The sequence below is a fragment of the Pollutimonas bauzanensis genome (assembly GCF_900129885.1).
GTDB classification, from domain to species: Bacteria; Pseudomonadota; Gammaproteobacteria; order Burkholderiales; family Burkholderiaceae_B; genus Pollutimonas; species Pollutimonas bauzanensis.
In genome coordinates this window covers 197,219-220,052 of record NZ_FQXE01000005.1, presented here as the reverse complement: position 1 = coordinate 220,052, position 22,834 = coordinate 197,219, and the positions used below count along the sequence as shown (strand labels likewise).

The 22,834-nt window shown below is 64.1% G+C and carries 21 protein-coding genes; 9 read left to right on the top strand and 12 right to left on the bottom strand.

The annotated features are described in order from the left end of the window. The first annotated feature begins 2 nt into the window (after window positions 1-2). Genes BUB23_RS11525 through BUB23_RS11490 form a run of 8 tightly spaced genes read left to right on the top strand, consistent with a single transcriptional unit; the run spans window position 3 to window position 6,354 of the window. Complete coding sequence (locus BUB23_RS11525; RefSeq protein ID WP_084135972.1) at window positions 3-650, top strand: c-type cytochrome; 648 nt, start codon at window positions 3-5, stop codon at window positions 648-650. Next, window positions 647-1,759, top strand: coding sequence for a hypothetical protein (locus tag BUB23_RS11520; RefSeq protein ID WP_073103266.1), 1,113 nt, complete (start codon window positions 647-649; stop codon window positions 1,757-1,759). The genes BUB23_RS11525 and BUB23_RS11520 overlap by 4 nt, the downstream gene beginning before the upstream one ends. Continuing rightward, entirely contained in the window at window positions 1,746-2,096 is a 351-nt protein-coding gene (locus tag BUB23_RS11515; RefSeq protein ID WP_073103265.1) for a hypothetical protein, read from the top strand. Before BUB23_RS11520 ends, BUB23_RS11515 begins: the two co-directional genes overlap by 14 nt. Continuing rightward, complete coding sequence (locus tag BUB23_RS11510; RefSeq protein ID WP_073103264.1) at window positions 2,093-2,842, top strand: SCO family protein; 750 nt, start codon at window positions 2,093-2,095, stop codon at window positions 2,840-2,842. Before BUB23_RS11515 ends, BUB23_RS11510 begins: the two co-directional genes overlap by 4 nt. Further along, window positions 2,839-3,792: a cytochrome c oxidase subunit II gene (gene coxB, locus BUB23_RS11505; protein WP_073103263.1), complete on the top strand. Its 954-nt coding sequence runs from the start codon at window positions 2,839-2,841 to the stop codon at window positions 3,790-3,792. Before BUB23_RS11510 ends, coxB begins: the two co-directional genes overlap by 4 nt. Continuing rightward, the gene (gene ctaD, locus BUB23_RS11500) at window positions 3,789-5,402 is read left to right on the top strand and encodes a cytochrome c oxidase subunit I (RefSeq protein WP_073103262.1); all 1,614 of its coding nucleotides are present in this window, start codon (window positions 3,789-3,791) and stop codon (window positions 5,400-5,402) included. The genes coxB and ctaD overlap by 4 nt, the downstream gene beginning before the upstream one ends. Continuing rightward, the gene (locus BUB23_RS11495) at window positions 5,399-6,022 is read left to right on the top strand and encodes a cytochrome c oxidase subunit 3 (protein ID WP_073103261.1); all 624 of its coding nucleotides are present in this window, start codon (window positions 5,399-5,401) and stop codon (window positions 6,020-6,022) included. The genes ctaD and BUB23_RS11495 overlap by 4 nt, the downstream gene beginning before the upstream one ends. After that, the gene (locus BUB23_RS11490) at window positions 6,019-6,354 is read left to right on the top strand and encodes a cytochrome C oxidase subunit IV family protein (RefSeq protein ID WP_073103260.1); all 336 of its coding nucleotides are present in this window, start codon (window positions 6,019-6,021) and stop codon (window positions 6,352-6,354) included. The genes BUB23_RS11495 and BUB23_RS11490 overlap by 4 nt, the downstream gene beginning before the upstream one ends. Here the strand turns inward: BUB23_RS11490 and BUB23_RS11485 are convergent. Next, window positions 6,351-6,602, bottom strand: a complete 252-nt coding sequence (locus BUB23_RS11485; RefSeq protein WP_073103259.1) for a hypothetical protein — start codon at window positions 6,600-6,602, stop codon at window positions 6,351-6,353. The genes BUB23_RS11490 and BUB23_RS11485 overlap by 4 nt on opposite strands. A 164-nt stretch (window positions 6,603-6,766) precedes the next feature. Continuing rightward, window positions 6,767-8,128 (bottom strand): erythromycin esterase family protein, encoded by a 1,362-nt coding sequence (locus BUB23_RS11480; protein WP_218598956.1) that lies wholly within the window; start codon window positions 8,126-8,128, stop codon window positions 6,767-6,769. A 169-nt stretch (window positions 8,129-8,297) separates the two neighbouring features. On the opposite strand from BUB23_RS11480, the gene BUB23_RS11475 reads away from it, so the two are divergent. After that, window positions 8,298-9,299 carry an SDR family oxidoreductase gene (locus BUB23_RS11475; RefSeq protein WP_073103258.1) on the top strand — a complete coding sequence of 334 codons (1,002 nt, stop codon included), beginning with the start codon at window positions 8,298-8,300 and terminating at the stop codon, window positions 9,297-9,299. Here BUB23_RS11475 and BUB23_RS11470 read toward each other — a convergent pair. From BUB23_RS11470 to BUB23_RS11425, 10 genes are read right to left on the bottom strand one after another with little or no spacing between them, the layout of a single operon-like run. Continuing rightward, window positions 9,296-9,985, bottom strand: a complete 690-nt coding sequence (locus BUB23_RS11470; RefSeq protein ID WP_073103257.1) for a response regulator — start codon at window positions 9,983-9,985, stop codon at window positions 9,296-9,298. The genes BUB23_RS11475 and BUB23_RS11470 overlap by 4 nt on opposite strands. Window positions 9,986-10,008: 23 nt before the next feature. Then, on the bottom strand, window positions 10,009-11,955 hold the full coding sequence (locus BUB23_RS11465) for a type IV pili methyl-accepting chemotaxis transducer N-terminal domain-containing protein (RefSeq protein WP_073103256.1): 1,947 nt from the start codon (window positions 11,953-11,955) through the stop codon (window positions 10,009-10,011). A 40-nt stretch (window positions 11,956-11,995) separates the two neighbouring features. Further along, on the bottom strand, window positions 11,996-12,682 hold the full coding sequence (locus BUB23_RS11460; RefSeq protein WP_073103255.1) for a carbonic anhydrase: 687 nt from the start codon (window positions 12,680-12,682) through the stop codon (window positions 11,996-11,998). Window positions 12,683-12,722: 40 nt separating this feature from the next. After that, the gene (locus BUB23_RS11455) at window positions 12,723-13,469 is read right to left on the bottom strand and encodes a peptidylprolyl isomerase (RefSeq protein ID WP_073103254.1); all 747 of its coding nucleotides are present in this window, start codon (window positions 13,467-13,469) and stop codon (window positions 12,723-12,725) included. Between the two features lie 22 nt (window positions 13,470-13,491). After that, window positions 13,492-14,175: a respiratory nitrate reductase subunit gamma gene (gene narI / locus BUB23_RS11450; RefSeq protein ID WP_073103414.1), complete on the bottom strand. Its 684-nt coding sequence runs from the start codon at window positions 14,173-14,175 to the stop codon at window positions 13,492-13,494. Between the two features lie 11 nt (window positions 14,176-14,186). Beyond that, window positions 14,187-14,819 (bottom strand): nitrate reductase molybdenum cofactor assembly chaperone, encoded by a 633-nt coding sequence (gene narJ / locus BUB23_RS11445; RefSeq protein WP_073103253.1) that lies wholly within the window; start codon window positions 14,817-14,819, stop codon window positions 14,187-14,189. Between the two features lie 13 nt (window positions 14,820-14,832). Continuing rightward, window positions 14,833-16,389 carry a nitrate reductase subunit beta gene (narH, locus tag BUB23_RS11440; RefSeq protein ID WP_073103252.1) on the bottom strand — a complete coding sequence of 519 codons (1,557 nt, stop codon included), beginning with the start codon at window positions 16,387-16,389 and terminating at the stop codon, window positions 14,833-14,835. A 9-nt stretch (window positions 16,390-16,398) separates the two neighbouring features. After that, window positions 16,399-20,094: a nitrate reductase subunit alpha gene (locus tag BUB23_RS11435; RefSeq protein WP_073103251.1), complete on the bottom strand. Its 3,696-nt coding sequence runs from the start codon at window positions 20,092-20,094 to the stop codon at window positions 16,399-16,401. A 60-nt stretch (window positions 20,095-20,154) separates the two neighbouring features. After that, window positions 20,155-21,540, bottom strand: coding sequence for a NarK family nitrate/nitrite MFS transporter (locus BUB23_RS11430; RefSeq protein ID WP_073103250.1), 1,386 nt, complete (start codon window positions 21,538-21,540; stop codon window positions 20,155-20,157). Window positions 21,541-21,595: 55 nt separating this feature from the next. After that, on the bottom strand, window positions 21,596-22,828 hold the full coding sequence (locus BUB23_RS11425) for an MFS transporter (RefSeq protein ID WP_281255555.1): 1,233 nt from the start codon (window positions 22,826-22,828) through the stop codon (window positions 21,596-21,598). Window positions 22,829-22,834: the final 6 nt, after the last annotated feature.

The window sequence follows — 22,834 nt, the reverse complement described above, 5'->3', positions numbered from 1 at the left end:
GCATGACACGACGCTTGCCGCTGCTTGCCGCGCTATTGATGCCGCTATTGGCGCCGCTGCTGCTCGCCGGCTGCGAACGCAGCCTCAAGAATATGTACGACCAGCCGCGCGACAAGGCTTATAGCGCCAATCCGCTGTTTGCCGATGGCGCCTCGTCGCGCACGCCGCCGGCGGGGACCGTGCCCAACTCGCGCGGCGCGCTGGCCGGCACCAGCAGCGGCCGCCATGGGCAAGACGCGGTAGCCGCGGATGCCCGCGCCGCCGCCGCGGCAAGCCAGCCCTATCCCGTCACCGCGCAATTGCTGCTGCGCGGCCAGGAGCGCTATTCCATCTATTGCCTGCCATGCCACAGCCCGGCCGGCGATGGCGACGGCCGGGTGGTGCGCCGCGGCTTTCCCGCCCCGCCCTCCTTCCACACCGATCGCCTGCGCCAGGCGTCCGACAGGCATATTTTCGAAGTCATCGGCGCCGGCTACGGCGTCATGGCGCCCTATGGCGACCGTATCCGCGCCACCGACCGATGGGCCATCGTCGCCTTTGTCCGCGCGCTTCAGCTCAGCCAGCATGCCTATTTGTCCGATTTGCCGCCGGACGTGCAACGCGGCGCAAGACAGGCGCTGGAAAAAACCGATGGCGGGGCCGCGCCATGACGGCGCTCGAGCAGCCGCGCCTGCGACTGGCCGCCGCCGTGACGGGCGCGCTGGCGCTGGCGGGCTGCGCCGCAGGAGGTTTGATCGACAGCACGGCCTTCTTCGCCGCCTGGCTGGTCGGCTGGTGGGCCTGCGCGGGCGTGGTGCTGGGCGCGCAGGCCAATCTGTGGCTGCACGCCTTGACCGGAGGATCGTGGATAGACCCGCTGCGCCAGCCCCTGCGGCGCGCGGCCGGCGCCATCGCCGCGCTGTCCCTGCTGATGCTGCCACTGTTCCTGGCGATCCATTCCATGTATCCATGGGCCAGCCGCGACTGGGCGCAAGGCCTGAGCCGCCCGGCCTTCAAGACGCTGTGGCTGGAGCCGGGTTTCGTGACGGGGCGCCTGCTGGCCTATGTCGCGCTCTGGAATGCGCTGATCTGGCTTTCCCGGCGCAGACCAGGCCGCGGCGATGCCGGCGGTCCAGGCAAGGGATATAGCGCCTTCGGCATGCTGGCCCTGGGCTACAGCGTCAGCCTGGCGGCGGTCGACCTGGTCATGGCGCTGATGCCCGGCTGGTATTCGAGCGGCTTCGGCCTGCTGGCCATCGCCATGCAGATGAAGGCGGCCTTCGCCCTGGCCGTCTTCCGCGGCGCCCGCCAGGCTACGCCGGGGCAACGGCGCGACCTGGGCAACCTGCTGCTGATGTATGTGCTGATGTGGGGCTATCTGGCCTTTGTCCAGTTCCAGATCATCTGGGCCGGAAACCTGCCGCATGAGATCGCCTGGTATCTGCCCCGCATGGCGCCGCCCTGGCAATGGCTGGGCCTGGCGCTGATCGTGGCCGATTTCTCCCTGCCCCTGTTGCTGCTGCTGTTCCGCGCATTCAAGGAAAACGCCAAGTGTCTCAAAGCCCTGGCGGGGTGGCTATGCCTCATGGGGGCCATGGAATCGGCATGGCTGGTGCTGCCGTCCATAAGCGCCCTGGACCCGAACATCGTCTGGATGTGCCCCCTGACGCTCGTGGGGATGGCGGCCCTGCTGTGGGCCGGCGCCGCCGGTGTTCAGCGGCCGTGCGGGCCAGCCTTGCCGGATATCGGCAGGCAAGGAGCGGGCCATGCCGGAAGCTGACATCAAGCCTGCCCAGCTCAAGGGCGCTTTGAGGCTGATAGCGCTGCTGTTCGGCGTGCTCGCCATCGTCATCGCCGTCGCGGCGGGCCTGGTCCACAGATGGCGATTGCAAGCCGTTGACGACCAGCCCGCCCCGGCCGCGGCGCTGGGCCCGCCGCCCGGTCTCGAAGCCGCCCCGCAGATCTCGCTGGCCGCCTATCTGGCCGAAAAAGACCGGCTGATACACGGCTATGCATGGATAGACAAGGAAAAAGGGCTGGCCCGCATTCCATTGCAGGCCGCCATGCAAGCCATGACGGCCAAGACGGGGCCGGCCGGCCGGCAGGAGCCGCCATGAAGAAACTGCGCCTGCTATTGCTGGCGTGTTGCTGCTGGCCCGCCCTGGCCTGGCCCGCGGCCGGATACACCCAAAAGCTGGGCGCCCAGCTGCCGCTGCAGGCCAGCTTTCGCGATGAAAACGGCGCGCCGCGGCGCCTGGGCGATTTCTTCCAGGGGCGCCCCGTCATTCTGGTGCTGGGCTATTACCATTGCCCGCGGCTGTGCTCGACCGTCATGGACGGCGTGCTGCAAATGGCCCAGTTGCTGGACTTGCCCTACGCCATCGTGGCCATCAGCATAGACCCGCGCGAAACCCCCGCCGCCGCGCTGCGCAAGCGCGCCGCCTACCTGGCCGCGGACGACGGGACGCAGGCGCGCAGCCTGCATTTGCTGACCGGCGGCCCCGCGGCCATCGCCGGCGTCGCGCGGCAAGCCGGTTTCGATTACTCGTATGACCCGGCCAGCGATCAATACACGCATCCGGCCGGCTTTGTCGTCGCCACGCCCGATGGCCTGGTGTCGCGCTATTTTCCCGGCCTGCGCTTCGACGCGCGCGATATACGGCTGGCCTTGATCGAAGCCTCGCGCTATCGCATCGGCAGCCTGTCAGAGCGGCTGGTATTGCTATGCAGCCATTACGATCCGCTCGAGGGGCGCTACAACATTGCCGTAATGGCCTTGCTGCGCATCATCGGCGCGGCGACAATGCTGGCGCTGGCGGGCTGGGTCTGGCTGTTGTCGCGCCGGGCGCGGAGGCGCCGATGAGCGACAACTTCACCCTGCTGGGACCCAGCGCATCCGAAGCCGCCGGACGCAGCGATATCCTCTACCTGGCCCTGGTCGGCTTTTCGACCTTGATAGCGGGCATTTTCCTGGGCGTGATCATCTGGTTCTGTTTCCGCTACCGCAGGAATTCTCCCGCCGACCGCAGCAATGCGCCCAGCCATGGCGGCGGTCTGGAGGCGGCATGGACTATCGCCCCTTTGCTGGTCTTTCTAGGCCTCTTCGCCTGGGCGGCAAAATATTACGCGGAAATGTACCGCCCTCCCGCCGACGCGACGCCGGTTTTCGTGGTCGGCAGGCAGTGGATGTGGAAGATAGAGCACGGCAATGGGCGGCGCGAAATCAATGAATTGCATGTCCCGATCGACACCCCGGTCAAGCTGGTGATGGCCTCGCAGGATGTGATACACAGTTTTTTCGTGCCGGCGTTTCGCCAGAAGCAGGATGTGGTGCCGGGCCGCTACAGCATCCTCTGGTTCAAGGCCAATAAAGAAGGTGTCTACCATCTTTTGTGCGCCGAATATTGCGGCACCGATCATGCCTCCATGATAGGCCGCGTCATGGTGATGCAGCCGCAAGACTATGCCCGCTGGCTGGAAGAAGGGACCAGCCAGCCCGGCATGGCGCAGCGCGGCTTCACGCTGTTCCGCGAACACGGCTGCGCGGGCTGCCACAGCACCGGCTCGACCGTGCATGCGCCCCTGCTCGCCGGCCTGCTGGGGCGCAGCGTTCATCTGGAAGACGGCAGCATCCTGGTGGCCGATGAAACCTATGTGCACGATTCCATCGTCGAGCCGCAGAAGCAGATGGTGGCCGGCTATGCGCCCATCATGCCTTCTTTCAAGGGCCAGCTGAGCGAGGAAGACATCATGGCCATCATCGAATATATCCGCGCCAGCGGCGACCCTCACACGGAAAAACAGCAACCATGACCGCCTTATCGCCCAGCTATCTGCAGGATGGATACACCCTCGCATCGTGGCTGCGCAGCCACGACCACAAGCGCATAGCAATACTCTACGCCGTATCCATCACGATGTTCTTCTTCATCGGCGCGGTGGCCGCCGCGCTGATGCGGCTGGAGCTGCTGACGCCGCAAGCGGACATCGTCGGCGCCGACACCTATAACCGCCTGTTCACGGCGCACGGCGTCATCATGGTCTGGATGTTCCTGATTCCATCGATTCCTTCGGTGTTTGGCAATTTCCTGCTGCCGCTGATGATAGGAACGCGCGACCTGGCATTTCCCCGGCTCAATCTGCTGAGCTGGTACCTGTACGCGGGCGGCGGCCTGTTCATCGTGCTGACCCTCATTCTTGGCGGCGTCGATACGGGCTGGACCTTCTATACTCCTTATTCCACCCTGTTCTCCAACACGAACGTGATACTGACCCTGGCCGGGGTGCTGGTCGTCGGCTTCTCGTCCATCCTGACGGGGCTCAACTTCATCGTCACCGTGCATACCTTGCGCGCGCCGGGCATGGGCTGGTTCCGCATGCCCCTGTTCGTGTGGGCGATCTACGCGACCAGCGTCATCCTGGTGCTGGCCACGCCGGTGCTGGCGATCACCCTGGTCCTGCTGGCGTTCGAGAGGCTGGCGCATGTCGGCCTGTTCAACCCGGCCCTGGGCGGGGACCCCCTGCTGTTCCAGCACTTGTTCTGGTTCTACTCCCACCCGGCGGTCTACATCATGATACTGCCGGCCATGGGAGTGGCCAGCGAAATCATTCCCTGCTTTGCGCGCAAGCGCGTGTTCGGCTACCGCTACATGGCCTATGCCATCATCGGCATCGCCATCATCAGCTTCCTGGTGTGGGGCCACCATATGTTTGTCAGCGGGCAGTCGGTCTATGCCAGCATGGTGTTCTCGGTGTTGAGCTTTCTGGTCGCCGTGCCCTCGGCGATCAAGGTCTTCAACTGGGCGGCCACCCTGTACAAGGGCTCGATATCGTTCACCGCGCCCATGCTGTACGCGCTCGGCTTCGTCATCCTGTTTCTTCAGGGCGGCCTCACCGGCCTGTTCCTGGCCTCGCTGGCGATCGACGTGCATGTCACCGACACCTATTTTGTGGTGGCGCATTTTCATTACATCATGGTGGGCGGCGCGGTGATGGCTTATCTGGGCGCGCTGCACTTCTGGTGGCCGAAGATCACCGGCCGCCTGTATCCGGAGTCCTGGGCGCGGGTGGCGGCGATCGTCATTTTCTGCGGCTTCAACCTGACGTTCTTCCCGCAGTACCTGCTGGGCTATCAAGGCATGCCCCGGCGCTATCACAGCTATCCGCCCGAATTCCAGGTATTGAATGTGCTGTCGTCGGCCGGTGCCGGCATCCTGGCCGTGGGCTACTTCCTGCCGCTATGCTATCTGGCATGGTCGTGCTGGCGCGGCCAGCGGGCGGGCCGCAACCCCTGGCTGGGCGGCGGCCTGGAATGGCAGACCCGGTCGCCGCCGCCGACACACAATTTCGATGCCGAACCCGACGGCGGCAACGACCCCTATGATTATGACCCGCAACACGATCCCCGGCAGGCGCCGCCATGAGCTCTGACGCGGCGCGCATCGAACAGGACCAGCGCAGCCGGCTGGGAATGTGGATCTTCCTGGCTTCCGAAATCATGTTCTTCGGACCGATATTCTTCGCCTATGCGGTCGGACGCTATGAAATGCCGGACGCCTTCGCCCAGGCGGGGCGCAGCACGGACATCGTGTCGGGCAGCATCAATACGGCCATCCTGCTGACCAGCAGCCTGAGCATCGCCCTGGGCCTGGAATTCGCCAGGACCGGCGCGCGCAAAGCGGCATGCCGGGCTTTCGATATTACCGTCCTGCTGGCGCTTTGCTTCCTGTTCTTGAAAGGCAATGAATATCTCCAGGACAGCCATGAGCATCTGATACCGGGGCCGGGCTTCCACCTGGCCCATGGCACGGATCAGCAAGGCGCCGAGCTGTTCTATTTCATTTATTTCGCCAGCACCCTGCTGCACGCGCTGCATCTGGCCATAGGCATCGCGCTGGTGCTGGCCGCGCGGCTGCATTATTCGCGCGTCCCCGGCTGCGCGGCCATGCGCCGCCTGGACGCCACCGGCCTGTACTGGCATTTCGTGGATATCATCTGGATATTCCTGTTCCCCGCGCTGTACCTGATAGGACGCGCTCCATGACGAAACCCGGCAAGCCTGTCGCGCGGGCGCTCAAGGTCTGGATAGCCCTGCTGCTATTGCTGGGCGTCACGGTGGCGTGTTCCTACGTCCCCTTGGGAGCGGGCAATACGCTCGTCAACGCGCTCGCCGCCCTCGCCAAGGCGGGGCTGGTCATCGCATTCTTCATGCACTTGCGCGAGGCGGCGCCGGTGATACGCCTGGTCGCCATCTTTGGCGCGATCACCCTGAGCCTGCTGTTCCTGCTGAGCGGCCTGGATTTCATCACGCGCGCGTCCGGCGACGCGCCGTGGCAAGCCACGCCGCCCAGTCTTTACATGGAACCGGCCAATTAGGAAAACCTTTCCGGCTCGGGCGGGAATTCCCGCGGGGGCAGGTCGATGCCGGGCTCCGGTTCACCCGGGGGCGGCAGATCGTCGGGATTGGGCGTAGGCGGCACGTCATTCGGCTCATGCGGCGGCGGCACATCGTCCGGCTTCGGCGGATCGGTTTCGGGGGGCCTGTCCGGCGGCACGGACGGCGGCATGTCGGGCGGTTCCGCCGGCACGTGGGCGCGCAGCTTGTCTTCGAGTACGGTATGCATGGCTGAAAGGCTCCTCATCTGAACAGGCGGCACGCCGCGCGTGGCGGCATGCCTGCCGGGATCCGACGACAGCAAGTTCCATGCCCTCCCGCGTAAAACCTGGCGCGGCCGCCCTTGCTGCGGCGGCGCGCCCGTCGACAACCGTTCTGGGGAAAAGAAATAAGCTACATGCCGCTGGGATAGGTTTCCGGCAGATCGGGGCCGCCCTGCAAGGGCATGTGCAGCGCATGCAGCGCGCGCGTGCGGTCCACGAACAGGAAGGCGTCATAGCGCCGGGCGAGCTGGGTGGGGACATAGTTGCCCCACCGCTCCGCGCCGGGGTTGTAGACGACGCCTATGGCGCGGTGGTCGATGGCGCGGTCCAAGCCCGCTATCCCGCCGTCGGCCCGCGGTTCGAACACCAGCAGCATGTCGCCGCCGCCCGCCGCGGCGCTGGCTGTCCCGGACGCCGGGATGCCCGCCCGGTGCAGAAGATCCTCCAGGCTGCCCGCCCGCGCATCCGGCATGCGCATTTTCTGCATGGGCGCCCCCCAATGGGAGCCGGCCAGCACCGTGCCGCCATGGGTGCCGAACCCCGCCAGGAACACCTCGCCGGCCTGGCGATGGCTTTCACGCAGCAATTGCCCGACATTCACCATGCCGTGCGCCGCCATGTCCGTATAGCGGGCGTCGCCCACGTGGGTATTGTGCTCCCATACGATGGCCCTGGCCCGGGGCCCATGATGGCTCATCAGCCTCTCCAGCGTATCCACCATATGGCGGTCCCGCACATTCCATGACATCGACCCGCCGCGCACCATCGCCCGGTAATAGCGCTCGGCCCCCGTGGCGATCAGCGCATTCTGCTCGGCGTTGTAGTAGGCCTCGCGGCCGTCTTTGCAATACGCCGGCGCCCTGGCCCGCAGGGCCTGCAGCACGGCCACCGCCTCGTCCTCGCACGAGGCGGGCACCAGCGCCGTCGCCCGCGCATAGGCCTGGACGTCTTCGCCATAAGGCTCGAAGCAGAGGTAGGCAGCGCGCGCCTCGCGGGCGAACGCCGGGTCGACGCCTTCCAGGTATTCCACCACGGCCGCCATCGAGTCCCACAAGGAATACACATCGAGGCCGTAGAACCCTACCCGCGCCGCGGCCGGCAGCCCCCGGTTGTGCTCGCGCAGCCATTCGGCCAGCGCGGCGACTTCGCGATTGGCCCACATCCAGGTCGGCCAACGGTCGAAAGCGTGCAGGACCTGCTCGGCGCTGTCGCCCGAATCGGGCATATCCTTCACATAGCGGTTCAGCCGATAACAGTCCGGCCAATCGCCTTCGACGGCGATGAATGAGCACTGTTTTTCGACAATCAGGCGCTTGGTGATTTCGGCGCGCCACGTATAGAACTCGTGCGTCCCATGCGACGCCTCGCCCAGCAGTATGTAGCGCGCCTCGCCAATAGCCCCGATCAGGGGATCGAGATCCCCCGGCGCCTTGAGCGGCAAGGCCGCCAGGCGCAGGCGATCGACTAGCATTTCCTCATCGCGGCTGGGCATGCTGGAAATTCTATCAGGCGGCGCGCCCGCGAGGGCGGCGCCTTTGGAAACATATCATTTCCGGGGCCGGACCGCGGCGGCGAGCCGGCTCGCCGGGCACACGATGTGCTGCATGCGCCTTGCGCCCAGCGGCCCAGCGCCGCGGAACTCTCTGAAAAGGAAGCCATCCATGACCCCGGAAAAAGACCATCCCAGCACGGACGCCAGCGGCACCGCGCAAAAGCAGCGCACTATTCAGCAAGAACAGGATAGGCGCGACGAGGAAAAGAAGCCAGGCCAGGGCGCGGCGCCGGGCAAGGCAGCGCAGACCGGCGCGCGCGCGCATCCCGAGCCGCCGATGCCCGCCCAGCACCTGGAAAAGCCCGGCCTGGAAGAAGACCTGGAACTGGCGCCGCAGTTCGAGGCGCCCGCCTACAAAGGCAGCGGCAAGCTGGAAGGATTGTCGGCCATCATCACCGGGGGCGATTCGGGCATAGGCCGCGCCGTCGGCGTGCTCTTCGCCCGGGAAGGAGCGGACGTTGCCGTGGTTTATCTGAATGAACACAGCGACGCGCAGGAAACCTGCCGGCATATCGAGGCGGAAGGCCGGCGCTGCATATTGATCGCCGGCGACGTGAAAGACCCCGGCTTCTGCCGGGCTGCGGTCGAGCAAACGGTGCAGGCCTTCGGCAAGCTCGATATCCTGGTCAACAACGCCGCCTTCCAGGAACACGCCGAATCCCTGCTCGACATTACCGAAGAGCGCCTGGATGAAACGCTGCGAACCAATATATATGGCTATTTCCATATGGCGCGCGCAGCCCTGCCCCACTTGAAGGAAGGCGCGGCCATAGTCAACACCGGCTCGGTGACCGGCTTGCAGGGCAGCGCCAAACTGCTGGACTATTCGGCCACCAAGGGCGCCATCCATGCGTTCACCATGTCGCTGGCGGCCAATCTGGCCGACAAAGGCATACGCGTCAACGCCGTGGCGCCGGGGCCGGTATGGACGCCGCTGAATCCGGCGGACCAGCCGGCCGAGAAGGTCAAGTCGTTCGGCAGCAAGACGGCGCTGGGGCGGCCGGCCCAGCCCGAGGAGATATCGCCGGCCTATGTGTTCCTGGCCTCGGCGGCATGCTCGAGCTACATCACCGGCATCGTGCTGCCCATTACCGGCAGCCCGGGAAGTTAAGCGCGGGTCTCGCCCTTTCCCGGCACCACGCCGTGCTCCACGGCGAATATGGCGGCCTGTACGCGGCTGGAGAGTTCCAGTTTCTTCAGTATGCTCTGCACATGGATTTTCACCGTGCTTTCGGAGACATCCAGTGAGCGGGCGATCATCTTGTTGCTTTCGCCGCGCGCCAGGCAGGCAAGCGTGTCTTTCTCGCGCGGGGTGAGCTTGTCCAGCCCGGCCGGCGCCGCGGCGGGCGGCGCGGCGCCTTCGCCGCGCAATTGCGCCACCAGCTTGGCCGTCATTGTTTCGGCGATGACGGGTTCTCCCGCCGCGGCCCGCCGGATCGCGCGCACCAGGAAGTCGGCATCGATATTCTTGACGAGATAACCGCGCGCGCCGGCCTGCAGGGCGGCCGTCAGGTCCTCGGCGTCCTCCGATACCGTCAGCATGATCACTGCGGCGGCCGGGCATTCCTGCAGTATCAGCTGCAGCGTCTCCAGCCCCGAAATGCCCGGCATGTTCAAGTCCAGGAGGATCACGTCGGGCAGCAGCTGGCGGGCCCGCTTGACCCCTTCCAGCCCTTCGGCCGCCTCGCCGACCACGACGAAATCGGCATGGCGCTGCAGCAGGGAGCGGATGCCGCTGCGAAACAGCTTGTGGTCATCGACCAGCAGCACGCTGATCGGGGAAGTCGGTTTATCCATGGGGTTTCCTGGTTTCCGGAAAATCACGCCGCCAGGCGCCTGTTGCTGGGCAGGTGCAGCACCACGGTGGTGCCCGCGCCCGGCCTGGAAGCGATATCGAATCGCGCGTGCAGGCGCTGGGCCCGCTCGCGCATGATATCGAGGCCCACATGGCTGGCGCCCTTCTGCTTGACGGTTTCGACATCGAAGCCTATGCCATTGTCGTGGATGGTCAAGGAAAAATCCTGGCGGTCGGCCAGGCTGATGGCGACGTGGTTGGCCATGGCGTGCTTGCGTATATTGGACAGCGCCTCCTGCACGATGAACAGGATCTGCAGCTGCTGCTCGCTGGGAAACGGCGCGCCATCGACATCGGCCAGGAACTCCGTGGTGATGCCCGTCAGGTCGCGGAACTTGCCGACCGTGGCCTCCAGGGAGCGCACCAGGTCCCCCTCCACCAGGCGGCTGCGGAAATTCAACAACAATTCGCGCACGTCCTCGTAGCTTTCCTTTACGCCGGCCTGCAGCGCCGGCACGATCTGGACCGCTTCCTCGAAATTCCCCTTGTGCAGGGAATCCTCCAGCAGCTGTACCTGGATGTTCAGGAAGGTCAGCCCCTGGGCGATACTGTCGTGCAGCCCCTGGGCCACCATATTGCGTTCCTCGGAGATGGCCATTTCGCGCTCGCGCGCGGCCAGGCGCAGGTTTTCTATGGCCACGCCTAGCAACTGCCCGAGGGTGGCCAGCAAGTCCCCCTCATGCCTGCTGAAGCTTCTCGCCTGGCGGAAATGCAAATTGAAAAAGCCGAGCTGCTGGTCGCGGGCGTAGATGGGAAACAGGGATACGGTGCAAAAGCCTTCGCGCTGGCAAAGCAGGGGCGGGATCGCGTCCATGGCGCGCAGATTGTGCACCGCCGACGTGCCTTGCAGGGCGGCGCGGCCACACAGGCAGGAGCCCAGCTTCAGATTGTGGCCGGCTTCCACCATGGCGTCGGAAATCCCTTTGTGCACCACCATGTGCAGGTTGCCGCGCAGCGGCTCCAGCACGCGCACCAGGCCGCCGTCGGCCCGGAAAAACTGGCAGATGCGGTCCAGGAAGCCCTCGCAAATGGCCTCCACGGGGCGCGGCACTTGCAGAAAGGCGGCGATATCGTAGAGCAGCGCCAGCTCCCGGTTCTGGTCGGCCAGCGCCGCGGTCTTCTGCTGGACGCGGCTTTCCAGGCTGTTGTACAAACCCTCGAGGCGGTCGGCCATGAGATTGAAGCCTTCGCTCATGCGCCCGAACTCGTCCCGGCTCTCGACCGGCAGGCGCACGCTGAAATCCTTTTGCGTCATGCGCCGCATGCCCTCGTGCAGGCGCGTGACCGGCTGGATGATCAGCAGGAACATCAGGTAGATGACGACGACGGTGCCGACGAGCGCGAATGCCACCAGCACCAATTGCGAGGAGCGCAGCCAGACCGTGCGTTTTTCGCTGTCTTTTTCTATCAGGTTGACGAGATCATCCACCTGCGCCACGTAGCCATCCACCTGCGGGTGGTACTGCTCCCAGCTGGCGCGCCGCAGGGCGCCCTGCTGTCCCAGCATCGTATTGACCAGCGGCAGCAGCCCTTGATGCCATTGCCGCGACACTTCCTCGAATTTGTCATGAATTTCGGCTTCCGGCGGCAGGAACAAGGGGCGCTGCGGGTCGCCCTTCTTGATCAGGGCAAACTTGGCTTCCACCGCGCGCAGCTCCCTGTCCACGCGTATGCGGGCTTCCTCCTGGGCCGGCGCGGTGTCCACCCAGTTGGCCAGGGCCATGGACAGGCGGTAGCTCTGCATGCGCAGGCTGCCCGTTTCATTGATGGCGGCCGAACTGCCCTCCAGTTGCCAGGACAGGAACAGCGTGACGCCTATGGTCATCAGGGCCAGCGCCAGAAACCCCAGCAACAAGCTGACGATCTTGGTGGAAAGTTGCCGCCACGCATGCAGGAAGGTAGGAAGAATCATGTATAGCAGCTTACGCCATTTTCAGCAGGTGTATACCCGTTCAGGATTCCTCGCCGACAGGCGCCTGGGCGCGGACTTTCGCCGGCGCGTCCGGCGGACAGACCAAAGGCAGGAATTCCTGTTGTCTGGAAGAATACGCCAATAACGCGCCGCTTCCAATATCGAAATACCAGCCATGCAGTATCAAGCGCCCTTCCTGCACCCGCTGCTTGAGCCAGGGATAGGTCAGCAGATTGTCGAGGGAATGCAGAATGCTCGCCATTTCGCAGGCCTTGTGCCTGGCCTCGGAGGAGGCATGCGCCATTTCGCGCAGCACCTTGTCGCGCACCGGCTTGGCAATGCGCATCCAGCGTTCGACGAAGCTGGTCTCGGCCGCGATTTCCGGCGGAGCCAGCAATGCCCGGATGCCGCCGCAGCGCGCGTGCCCCAGCACGATGATGCGCTTGACCTCGAGGATGCAGACGGCGAACTCTATGGCGGAACTGACGCCCGGCGAGGCGTCGTCGGTGCAGGGAGGCACCAGATTGGCGATATTGCGCACCACGAACAGCTCGCCCGGCTTGCTGCCCGTCAGCAGCATGGGGTCGACGCGCGAATCGCAGCAGCCTATCACCAGCGTGGTCGGGCTCTGGGACTCGCGCAGGCTGTCGAACAGCGTGTGATGGTCGCAAAAATACTGCTGCTGGAAGCGGTGATAGCCGCAAACCAGTTTTTCAATGTCATTCATGGCCTGCCGCCTTCAATATTGCCTTCGATGAGGCGCCGGCCTATTGCACCAGCGGCGTATCCGCTGCTTCCAGCGTGACTCCCTGCAGGTCGGCCCGGCCGACCAGGATCTTCAGGTACTGGTGCACGGCGCGCTGCCACGACTGCGTGCCCAGCCGGTCGGAGATCTGCGCGCGCACCAGATCAAAAGGCAGCAGCGTGCCCTCGACGCGGCGCGTCGCTTGCACGATATGCAGGCCGAAACGGGTCTCCAGCAGGCCCTTGCCCATTTCGCCTTCGGCCAGGCGGAACACGAAATCCTCGAATTCGGGGACGGTCTGGCCGCGCACCAGGGGCCCCAGCTTGCCGCCATCCCGGCCGGATGGGCAGTTGGAGTACTTGTGGGCCAGTTCCCCGAAGCGCTCGGGACGGGCGCGCAGCTCCGCTAGTATGGCCTCGCCGGTCTCGCGCAGCAGGTCCAGGGGGACGGACGGCGTGACCTGGAACAGGATATGGCGCGCTTCGACCAGTTCCCCCTGGGTGAACAGGGCCGGCTGGTTGCGGTAGAAGGTCAGGCAGGCCGACTCGTCGGGCTGGGGCACCCGCAGCTCGCGCGCCAGCAGGGCTTCGATCCGCGCATCGTCGCTCTCGGCGGCGATGCCCAGGCGTTCGGCCTCCTGCAGCAGCAAGGTGCGCAGGACCAGCTCGTCGAGCGCCTGCTTGATCGGGTGCTTGGCCTGCCGGTGGCGCGGCAGCTCGCGTTCGATGGCCGAGTCGGTGATTTCGACGCCGTTGACTGAAATGCTCATGATGATCTCCTGTACGCCAGGCTCAGCGCGGGCGCACCAGTTGGAAAGCGCGGCCCAGATAGGTGACGGCGCCGAAGCCGCTCCAGACATGCACCAGGCGCGTGAAGGGAAAGATCACGAACAGGGACATGCCCATGAACAGGTGCAGCTTGAATACCAGGGGCGCATCGACGATGAAGGAAGCCGCGTCGCCGCGCAGGGTGACGATATGCTGGGCCCAGGTCATCAACAGCACCATCATGTGCCCGTCCATATGGCCGGCGGAAACAAAGATGGACGACAAGCCCAGCAGCAGCGTGGCCAGTATCCACAGCACGACTACCTTGTCCTTGAGCGTGGTGACGGCCCGGATGCGCGGATTGGAGAAGCGGCGCACCAGCAGGATCAGCAGGCCGACCAGGCACAGCCCGCCCATGATGCCGCCGGCCACCATCGCCACCAGCTGCTTGACGCTATGCTCCACGCCCAGGGCGTCCCAGAACCATACAGGCGTCAGCAGGCCGGCCATGTGGCCGAAGAACAGGCCCAGGATGCCGACGTGGAACAGGATATTGCCGGTACGCAGGCTGCCGGCGTACAGGACCTGGCTGGAGTCGGATTTCCAGGTGTACTGTTCACGGTCGAAGCGCACCAGGCTGCCCAGCAGGAAGACGGCCAGCGCAATATAGGGGTAGATGCCGAAGACGAATTGGTGTAGATATTCCATGATGCGCACTCCTATCCTTTGGGGTAGAACTTGACGGTTTGCACGGCGGGGACGCGCACCGCCAGCAAGGGCTCGACGCCATCGGCGCCGGGGCCGAAGGTTTCCAGCGCCTCATCCATGTCGCGCACCGGCGGCTCGGCCAGCTCTTCGGCGGCGACCGGGCTCAGTTGCTGCAGCACATCGAAAACTCCCGAATAGGGGCTGCCGTTGGCGGCCAGCTTGCGCCCTATGTGGGCCAGCACGTGCACGGCATCGGCCAGCAGCCGCTGCGCCTGCGCGGGCTCCACCTGCGCCAGGAATTCCAGGAACAGGGGCACGAAATCGGGCAAATCGGTGCCCGTCATTTCCAGGCCGTGTTTCCTGTATTCCTGCATCAGGTCCACCATGGCCTGCCCGCGGTCGCGCGATTCGCCGTGGATATGCTCGAACAGATGCAGCGAATGCGAGGGGTTGCGATCGAAGGTGGAGACATAGCGCTCCTGCAATGCGATCAGCTCGCCATGCGCCAGGGCGTCCAGCAAGGGCCGCAGCGGCGCGTACAGCTGCGGGGAGTTCAGCAGCTCGGCTTCGAGTTCAGGCAGGCTGTCGAGCAATTCCGGCTCGGGATAAAGCAGCAGCGTGGATAATATATGGAAGTGTTGCATGAGGTTTCCTAGTCTAGACCAGCTCTTCTGTGCGTTTCTTGCGGGACTTGGGCATGGACACGAAGATCTCCGAGCCATGCTTTTTCTTGCCGAACAGCGATGGCTCGCTGACGCCGTCCGAGCAGCCATTGCCGAAAGTGAAGCCGCAGGAGCCCTTCTCGTTGAAGCTGTCTTCGACCATTTCCTTGTGGCTGCTGGGAATGACGAAGCGGTCCTCGTAGTTGGCGAGCGCCAGGATGCGGTACATATCGTCGACCTCGGCCACGCTCAGGCCGACCTGCTGCAGCACCGCCAGGTTTTCCACCTTGTCGACGATCTTGCTGCGCATATAGGCCCGCATCGCCAGCATGCGGTCCAGCGCGGTGACGACCGGCGCTTCCTTGCCGGCCGTCAGCAGGTTGGCCAGGTAGCGCACGGGTATGCGCAAGCTGCGGGTGTCCGGGATGATGCCGTTCAGGCCCAATTTCCCGGATTCGGCCGCCGCCTGGATGGGCGACAGCGGCGGGATATACCAGACCATGGGCAAGGTGCGGTATTCCGGATGCAGCGGAAAAGCGATTTTCCATTCCTTCGCCATTTTGTACACGGGCGACTTGCGGGCCGCTTCCAGCCAGGAATCGGGTATGCCCTGGCGGCGGGCCTCCTCGATCACTTCGGGAGCGTGCGGGTCCAGGAATACATCGAGCTGCGCTTCGTAGAGGTCCTGCACGTCGGCCACCGATGCCGCCGCCTCGATTTTGTCGGCGTCGTACAGCAGGACGCCGAGGTAGCGGATGCGTCCCACGCAGGTTTCCGAGCACACCGTGGGCTGGCCGGCTTCGATGCGCGGATAGCAGAAGGTGCATTTTTCCGCCTTGCCGGAAGACCAGTTGTAGTAGATCTTCTTGTAGGGGCAGCCTGAAATGCACATGCGCCAGCCGCGGCATTTGTCCTGGTCTATCAGCACGATACCGTCGTCGGCGCGCTTGTAGACCGAGCCCGAGGGGCAGGACGCGACGCAGGCCGGATTCAGGCAATGCTCGCACAGGCGCGGAAGATACATCATGAAGGTGTTCTCGAACGTGCCGTACATTTCCTTCTGCATGTTGTCGAACAGTTTGTCCTTGCTGCGCGCGGCGAATTCGCCGCCGAGGTCGTCCTCCCAGTTGGGACCCCAGATGATCTTGTCCATGACCTTGCCCGTGATGACCGAGATCGGACGCGCCGTGGGCGGCGTTTCCGACAGCGGCGCATTCTGCAGCCGCTCATAGTCGTAGGTGAAGGGCTCGTAGTACTCGTCGATCTGCGGCAGATTCGGGTTGGCGAAGATATTGGCAAGAATCTTCAGGCGGCCGCCCTGGCGCGGTTCTATCTTGCCGGCGGCGTTGCGGCGCCAGCCGCCATTCCATTTATCCTGGTTTTCCCATTCTTTCGGATAGCCTATGCCCGGCTTGGTCTCTACATTGTTGAACCAAGCATATTCCACGCCGTCGCGGCTGGTCCACACATTTTTACAGGTGACTGAACATGTGTGGCAGCCGATGCACTTGTCCAGGTTCAGCACCATGCCGATTTGCGCCCTGATTTTCATTTCTTCTCCTTATGCCTCGACTTTCAACGGGCCTTCCAGCCATTCCACATTCTTCATTTTGCGCACCAGCACGAATTCGTCGCGATTGGAGCCGACGGTGCCGTAGTAATTGAAGCCATACGACAGCTGCGCATAGCCGCCTATCATGTGGGTCGGCTTGAGGACTGTGCGGGTCACCGAGTTGTGGATGCCGCCGCGCTTGCCGGAGATCTCGGCGCCGGGCATGTTGATGATTTTCTCCTGGGCGTGGTACATCAGAATCATGCCTTCGGGCACGCGCTGGCTGACCACCGCCCGAACCGCCAGCGTGCCGTTGACATTGAAGACTTCGAGCCAGTCGTTGTCGACGATCCCGGCCGACTTCGCGTCGGTTTCCGAGAGCCACACGTGCGGGCCGCCGCGCGACAGGGTCAGCATGCGCAGGTTGTCCGAATACGTGGAATGGATGCCCCATTTCTGGTGCGGCGTGATCCAGTTCAGGGCGATTTCCTTGTTGCCATTGGGCTGGGCGCCCAGCATCGAGGCCGTGGTCTTGGTATCGATGGCCGGCTTGTACACGCACAGGCCTTCGCCGAAATCGCGCATCCACAGGTGGTCCTGGTAGAACTGCTGGCGCCCGGTAAGGGTGCGCCACGGGATGAGCTCATGGACGTTGGTATAGCACGCGTTGTAGCTGACCTCTTCGCTTTCCAGGCCCGACCAGGTGGGCGACGAAATGATCTTGCGCGGCTGCGCCTGCACGTCGCGAAAGCGAATGGATTCGTGTTCCTTGGGCAGGGCCAGATGGGTGTGTTCGCGCCCGGTTATCTTGGACAGCGCGGCCCAGGCCTTGACGGCCACGTGGCCGTTGGTCTCGGGCGCCAGGGACAGGATCATTTCCGCGGCGTCGATCGCGGTGTCCAGGCGCGGCTGGCCTTTCGATACGCCCTCTTCGGTGACCACCTGGTTGACGCCGCGCAAGACGTCCACTTCGTGTCCGGTTTTCCAGGCTATGCCCTTGCCGCCATTGCCTATGCTTTCCAGCAGCGGCCCGACCGATGTGAATTTCTTGTAGATGTCGCGGTAATCCCGCTCCACGACGGTCATGGCCGGCATGGTCTTGCCCGGCACGGGCTCGCACTCGCCGGCGCGCCAGTCCTTGGGATCGAAGGGCTGGCCCAGTTCCCCCGGCGTGTCGTGCATCAGCGGCGTCAGGATCAGGTCCTGCTGGACGCCCAGGTAGTCCCCGCCTATTTCAGAGAATTTCTTGGCCAGGCCTTTGTAGATTTCCCAGTCCGACTTCGATTGCCACAGCGGCTGCACGGCCTCCGACAGCGGATGGATGAAGGGATGCATGTCGGAGGTGTTCAGGTCGTCCTTCTCGTACCAGGTGGCGGTAGGCAGCACGACGTCGCCATACAGGCAGGTGGTGGACATGCGGAAGTCGAGCACCACCAGCAGATCGAGCTTGCCTTCGGCCGCCGGGCGCATCTTGACGTCCCTGGGCTTGACGCAATGCGCCTCGTCGCCCAGCACCGCATTCTGGGTGCCCAGCAGGTACTTCAGGAAATACTCGTGCCCCTTGCCCGAGCTGCCCAGGATGTTCGAGCGCCAGACAAACATATTGCGCGGGAAATTGGCCGGGTTGTCAGGATCGTCGCAGGAAAAATTCAGCTTGCCCGCCTTGATCTGCCCGACGGCATACTGCGCGGCATCCTGGCCGGCTTCCCGGGCGGCGCGGGTCACGTCCAGCGGGTTGGTTTCCAGCTGCGGCGCCGAGGGCAGCCAGCCCATGCGCTCGGACTTGGCGTTGTAGTCGATCAGCGCCAGGTCGGCCATGCTGCCGTTGGCCGAGGGCGAGAGGATTTCGGCCGCATGCAGCTTTTCGTGGCGCCACTGGCTGGTGTGCGCATAGAAGAACGAGGTGCCGTTCATCTGGCGCATCGGGCGGTTCCAGTCCAGCCCGAAGGCCAGCGGCGTCCAGCCGGTTTGCGGCCGCAGTTTTTCCTGGCCGACATAATGCGCCCAGCCGCCGCCGGACTGGCCGACGCAGCCGCACATCATCAGCATATTGATGATGCCGCGGTAGGTCATGTCCATGTGATACCAGTGGTTCAGGCCGGCGCCGACGATCACCATGCTCTTGCCGCGGGTCTTGTCGGCGTTATCGGCGAACTGGCGGGCCACGGTGATCACATCGGCCGGCTTGACGCCGGTATGCTTTTCCTGCCAGGCCGGCGTGTACGGCACATCGTCGGCGAAATCCCGGGCGACATTGCCGCCGCCCAGGCCGCGGTCTACGCCGTAGTTGGCCAGCGTCAAGTCGTATACCGTGGCGACCAGGGCGGTGGCGCCGTCGGCCAGTTGCACGCGCTTGACCGGCACATGGCGCAGCAGCATGTCGCTGGCGTCCTTTCCGCCGAAATAGGCGAAGCCCACCGGCAGCACTTCATCGCAGCTATCGATTAGCGACAGGCGCGGATCTATGGGCCGGTCCCCCGTGCCGGTCTTCATTTCCAGGTTCCACTTGCCGGCTTCCCCCCAGCGAAAGCCGATGGAGCCCGCCGGCGCGCAGATGTCTCCCGAGGCCTCGTCTATGAGCAGGGTCTTCCATTCGGGATTGTTGGTTTCGTCCAGGTTGTTGGCCAGATGCGAGGCGCGCAGGAAGTATTCCGGCACCAGCGCGCCGTTCTTCTGCTTCAGCAGCACCAGCATGGGGAAATCGGTGTATTGCTTGGCGTACTCGCGGAAGTACGCCGATGCGCCGGTCGCGTGGTATTCCTTGAGGATCACGTGACCCATGGCCATCGCCAGCGCCGCGTCGGTGCCCTGCTTGGGCGCCAGCCAGATATCGGCGAACTTGACCATTTCGCCGAAGTCCGGGGATACGGCCACGGTCTTGGTGCCCTTGTAGCGCACTTCGGTATAGAAATGCGCGTCCGGCGTGCGCGTCATGGGCACATTCGAGCCCCACACCAGCAGGTAGCTGGAGTTGTACCAGTCGGCCGATTCCGGCACGTCGGTCTGTTCGCCCCAGACTTGCGGGCTGGCGGGGGGCAGGTCGCAATACCAGTCGTAGAAACTCAGCGCCACGCCGCCGATAAGGCTCAGGTAGCGGGTGCCCGAGGCATAGCTGACCATGGACATGGCGGGAATCGGCGAGAAGCCGATGATGCGGTCGGGGCCGAATTTCTTGACCGTGTAGGCGTTGGCGGCGGCCATGATCTCGTATGCTTCATCCCAGGTGGCGCGCACGAAGCCGCCCAGCCCGCGTATCGACTTGTACTGCTTGGCGCGCACCGGATCCTGGCTGATGTATTCCCAGGCGGCGACCGGGTCCATGGTCTGGCGCGCCTGGCGCCACATGTCCATGAGGCGGCCGCGCACCATGGGGTATTTCACCCGCTGGGCCGAATAGACGTACCAGGAATAGCTGGCGCCGCGCGGACAGCCGCGCGGCTCGTGGTTGGGCAGATCGGGACGGGTGCGCGGGTAATCGGTCTGCTGCGTTTCCCAGGTGATCAGGCCGCTCTTTACATAGACCTTCCAACTGCATGACCCCGTACAGTTCACGCCGTGGGTGGAACGCACGATCTTGTCGTGCTGCCAGCGCTGCCGGTAGGCATTTTCCCAGGTACGGTCTTCTTTGACGACGGCGCCGTGTCCGTTGGAAAAGGTCTCCGTGGTCTTGCTGAAGAATTTCAAACGGTCTAGAAAGTGACTCATGGTGTCTCCAAACTGGCGCCCGGACCGCGGGCGCCGGTGATTAAAACGGCTTAAGGACGATCAGCAAGGCATATCGGCGTTCTTGCGGGAATAGAACCACCAGGTGATGGCGACGCAGGTAACGTAGAAGCCGATAAAGCACCACAGCGCGGCGTGGGGCCCGCCCGTCAGCGCTATCGAGGTGCCGTAGCTCTTGGGTATGAAAAAGGCGCCGAAAGCCGCGATCGCCGACGTGAAGCCCAGCACCGCGGCGCCTTCCTTGTTGGCATCGACGATGGCCGCCGCCTCGGCGGCCGGGCCCTTGCCGGCGGCTGCGCGCAGCCTCTCGGTCATGAAAATGACCGGGATCATGCGGAAGGTGGACGCATTGCCGACGCCGGTGCCGGCGAATAGCAGCATGAACATCCAGAAAAAGCCCCAGAAGTTGCCCGCGCCGCCATCGCCCGGCAGGAAGGCGATGGCGCCGAACACGGCGGCGATCATGACGATGAAGGTCCAGAAAGTGACCACCGCCCCGCCCAGCTTGTCGGAAACCCAGCCGCCGATCACACGGGTCAGCGCGCCCACCAGCGGGCCGAGATAGGCGTAGTCCAGGGCGACCAGATCGGGAAACTGCGTCCTGATGAGCAGGGGAAAGCCGGCCGAGTAGCCGATGAAGGAGCCGAAAGTGCCGATATAAAGCCAGCACATCAGCCAGTTATGCTTGCGCTTGAATATCACCGCCTGGTCGGCGAAAGACGCCTTGGCCGAGGCGATATCGTTCATGCCGAACCAGGCGGCCACGGTCGTGAGCAGTATGAAGGGCACCCAGATGAAACCGGCATTCTGCAGCCAGAGGCTCTTGGTGACGGCCCCCCGGGTCCAGACCTGCGGTTCGCCGCCGAGCGCGCCGAAGATGCCGGCGGTGATCACCAGCGGCACCAGGAACTGGACCACCGATACGCCCAGGTTGCCCAGGCCGGCGTTCATGCCCAGCGCATAGCCTTTTTCCGCCTTCGGGTAGAAAAAGCTGATATTGGCCATGGACGAGGCGAAATTGCCGCCTCCGAAACCGCACAGCAGGGCCAGGATCAGCATGGTCGGATAGCTGGTTTCGGGATTCTGCACGGCCAGCCCTATGCCTATGGCGGGAATCAGCAGGGAGGCGGTGGAAATCGTGGTCCACTTGCGCCCGCCGAAGATGGGCACCATGAAGGAATAGAAAAGGCGCAGCGCCGCGCCCGACAGGCCGGGCAAGGCGGTCAGCCAGAACAGCTGGTTGGTGCTGTACTGGAAGCCTATGCTCGGCAAGTTCACGACCACGGCGCTCCATACCATCCAGACCGCGAAGGCCAGCAGCAGCGCCGGGATGGATATCCACAAATTGCGCCTGGCGACCGATTTTCCTTTGCTGAGCCAGAAGTGTTTTTCTTCGGGCTCCCATTGATGAAGTACATGAGTGCTCATCTGTTTCTCCTGATTGCGGCGCCCGCGCGGACCTGCCGCGCGGGGCGGGTTTTGCTCAGGCCTCTATCGCCAAGGCTTTGCGCTGGGGTTTGAAAGAAAAATGCATCCATATCAAGGACACGCATACGGTGCCGTACATCAGCATGAAGGAACTGGAACGCACGCCGGTCAGGTCGACCAGGGCGCCGAACATGATGGGGAGCACGAACCCGGCCAGGCCGCCAGCCAGGCCCACCACGCCGGAAACCGCGCCGATGTTGTCGGTGAAATCGTCGCCGATGAACTTGAACACGGATGCCTTGCCTATGGCCACCGCGATCCCGACGATGAACATCAGCGCGGTGAAGAACCAGGGCGAGAGGCCGATATGCACGGCCACATCGCCGCCCACGGTCTTGATGATCATGCTGGTTTGCGGGTAGGACAGCAGGAAGAAGCAGACCCAGCACACCCACATCACGGCCCAGGTGACCTTATAGGCGCCGTATTTGTCGGATATCCAGCCGCCTATCGCCCGCAGCACGCCGCCGGGCAGGGAAAAGCAGGCGGCCAGCAGCGCCGCCAGCTGCAGGTCGAAGCCGTATTCGCTGACGTAGTATTTGGTCATCCACAGCGCCAGGCCGACATAGCCGCCGAACACCACCGAGTAATACTGGCAATAGCGCCAGACCCGCGGGTCCTTCAGCACCTTGATCTGTTCGGCCAGCGTGACTTTCTCTGGCTGGTGCGAGCGGTCGGTGTAGGAGAAAACCCAGAAAATCAGCGCCGTGGCCAGCATGGCGACGGCGTAGACTTTGGGCAGCATCTGCCAGCCGTAGGCGGCGATGATGGCCGGCGCCACGAATTTGGTCAGCGCCGAGCCCGAATTGCCGGCGCCGAAGACTCCCATGGCCAGGCCGCGCCGCTCCTGTTCGTACCAGCGCGCAACATAAGGCGTGCCGACCGAGAACGAGCCGCCGGCCAGGCCGACGAACAGGCTAAGGACCAGGAAATGCCAGAATTCGGTCGCATAGGCGAGCAAATAGATGGGCACCACGCAGACCACCATCAGCCAGAAGAACACTACGCGGCCGCCGTAGCGGTCGGTCCAGATGCCCAGGGGCACGCGCACCAATGAACCGGTCAGCACCGGCATGGCCGCCAGCAGGCCGAATTCGGTCTCGTTCAGGCCCAGTTGAGTCTTGAGCGGAACGCCCAATACCGCGAACATCATCCAGATGGCGAAGCAAATGGTGAAGGCGAATGTGCTGCTGACCAGCACGGAGAGCTGCTTGTTGTTAGTTGCCACGATAGC

Excerpts from the sequence above, each read along its gene's own strand:
- BUB23_RS11525 (WP_084135972.1), top strand. The coding sequence starts at position 3 with ATGACACGACGCTTGCCGCTGCTTGCCGCGCTATTGATGCCGCTATTG.
- BUB23_RS11520 (WP_073103266.1), top strand. The coding sequence starts at position 647 with ATGACGGCGCTCGAGCAGCCGCGCCTGCGACTGGCCGCCGCCGTGACG.
- BUB23_RS11515 (WP_073103265.1), top strand. The coding sequence starts at position 1,746 with ATGCCGGAAGCTGACATCAAGCCTGCCCAGCTCAAGGGCGCTTTGAGG.
- BUB23_RS11510 (WP_073103264.1), top strand. The coding sequence starts at position 2,093 with ATGAAGAAACTGCGCCTGCTATTGCTGGCGTGTTGCTGCTGGCCCGCC.
- coxB (WP_073103263.1), top strand. The coding sequence starts at position 2,839 with ATGAGCGACAACTTCACCCTGCTGGGACCCAGCGCATCCGAAGCCGCC.
- ctaD (WP_073103262.1), top strand. The coding sequence starts at position 3,789 with ATGACCGCCTTATCGCCCAGCTATCTGCAGGATGGATACACCCTCGCA.
- BUB23_RS11495 (WP_073103261.1), top strand. The coding sequence starts at position 5,399 with ATGAGCTCTGACGCGGCGCGCATCGAACAGGACCAGCGCAGCCGGCTG.
- BUB23_RS11490 (WP_073103260.1), top strand. The coding sequence starts at position 6,019 with ATGACGAAACCCGGCAAGCCTGTCGCGCGGGCGCTCAAGGTCTGGATA.
- BUB23_RS11485 (WP_073103259.1), bottom strand. The coding sequence starts at position 6,602 with ATGCATACCGTACTCGAAGACAAGCTGCGCGCCCACGTGCCGGCGGAA.
- BUB23_RS11480 (WP_218598956.1), bottom strand. The coding sequence starts at position 8,128 with ATGCCCAGCCGCGATGAGGAAATGCTAGTCGATCGCCTGCGCCTGGCG.
- BUB23_RS11475 (WP_073103258.1), top strand. The coding sequence starts at position 8,298 with ATGACCCCGGAAAAAGACCATCCCAGCACGGACGCCAGCGGCACCGCG.
- BUB23_RS11470 (WP_073103257.1), bottom strand. The coding sequence starts at position 9,985 with ATGGATAAACCGACTTCCCCGATCAGCGTGCTGCTGGTCGATGACCAC.
- BUB23_RS11465 (WP_073103256.1), bottom strand. The coding sequence starts at position 11,955 with ATGATTCTTCCTACCTTCCTGCATGCGTGGCGGCAACTTTCCACCAAG.
- BUB23_RS11460 (WP_073103255.1), bottom strand. The coding sequence starts at position 12,682 with ATGAATGACATTGAAAAACTGGTTTGCGGCTATCACCGCTTCCAGCAG.
- BUB23_RS11455 (WP_073103254.1), bottom strand. The coding sequence starts at position 13,469 with ATGAGCATTTCAGTCAACGGCGTCGAAATCACCGACTCGGCCATCGAA.
- narI (WP_073103414.1), bottom strand. The coding sequence starts at position 14,175 with ATGGAATATCTACACCAATTCGTCTTCGGCATCTACCCCTATATTGCG.
- narJ (WP_073103253.1), bottom strand. The coding sequence starts at position 14,819 with ATGCAACACTTCCATATATTATCCACGCTGCTGCTTTATCCCGAGCCG.
- narH (WP_073103252.1), bottom strand. The coding sequence starts at position 16,389 with ATGAAAATCAGGGCGCAAATCGGCATGGTGCTGAACCTGGACAAGTGC.
- BUB23_RS11435 (WP_073103251.1), bottom strand. The coding sequence starts at position 20,094 with ATGAGTCACTTTCTAGACCGTTTGAAATTCTTCAGCAAGACCACGGAG.
- BUB23_RS11430 (WP_073103250.1), bottom strand. The coding sequence starts at position 21,540 with ATGAGCACTCATGTACTTCATCAATGGGAGCCCGAAGAAAAACACTTC.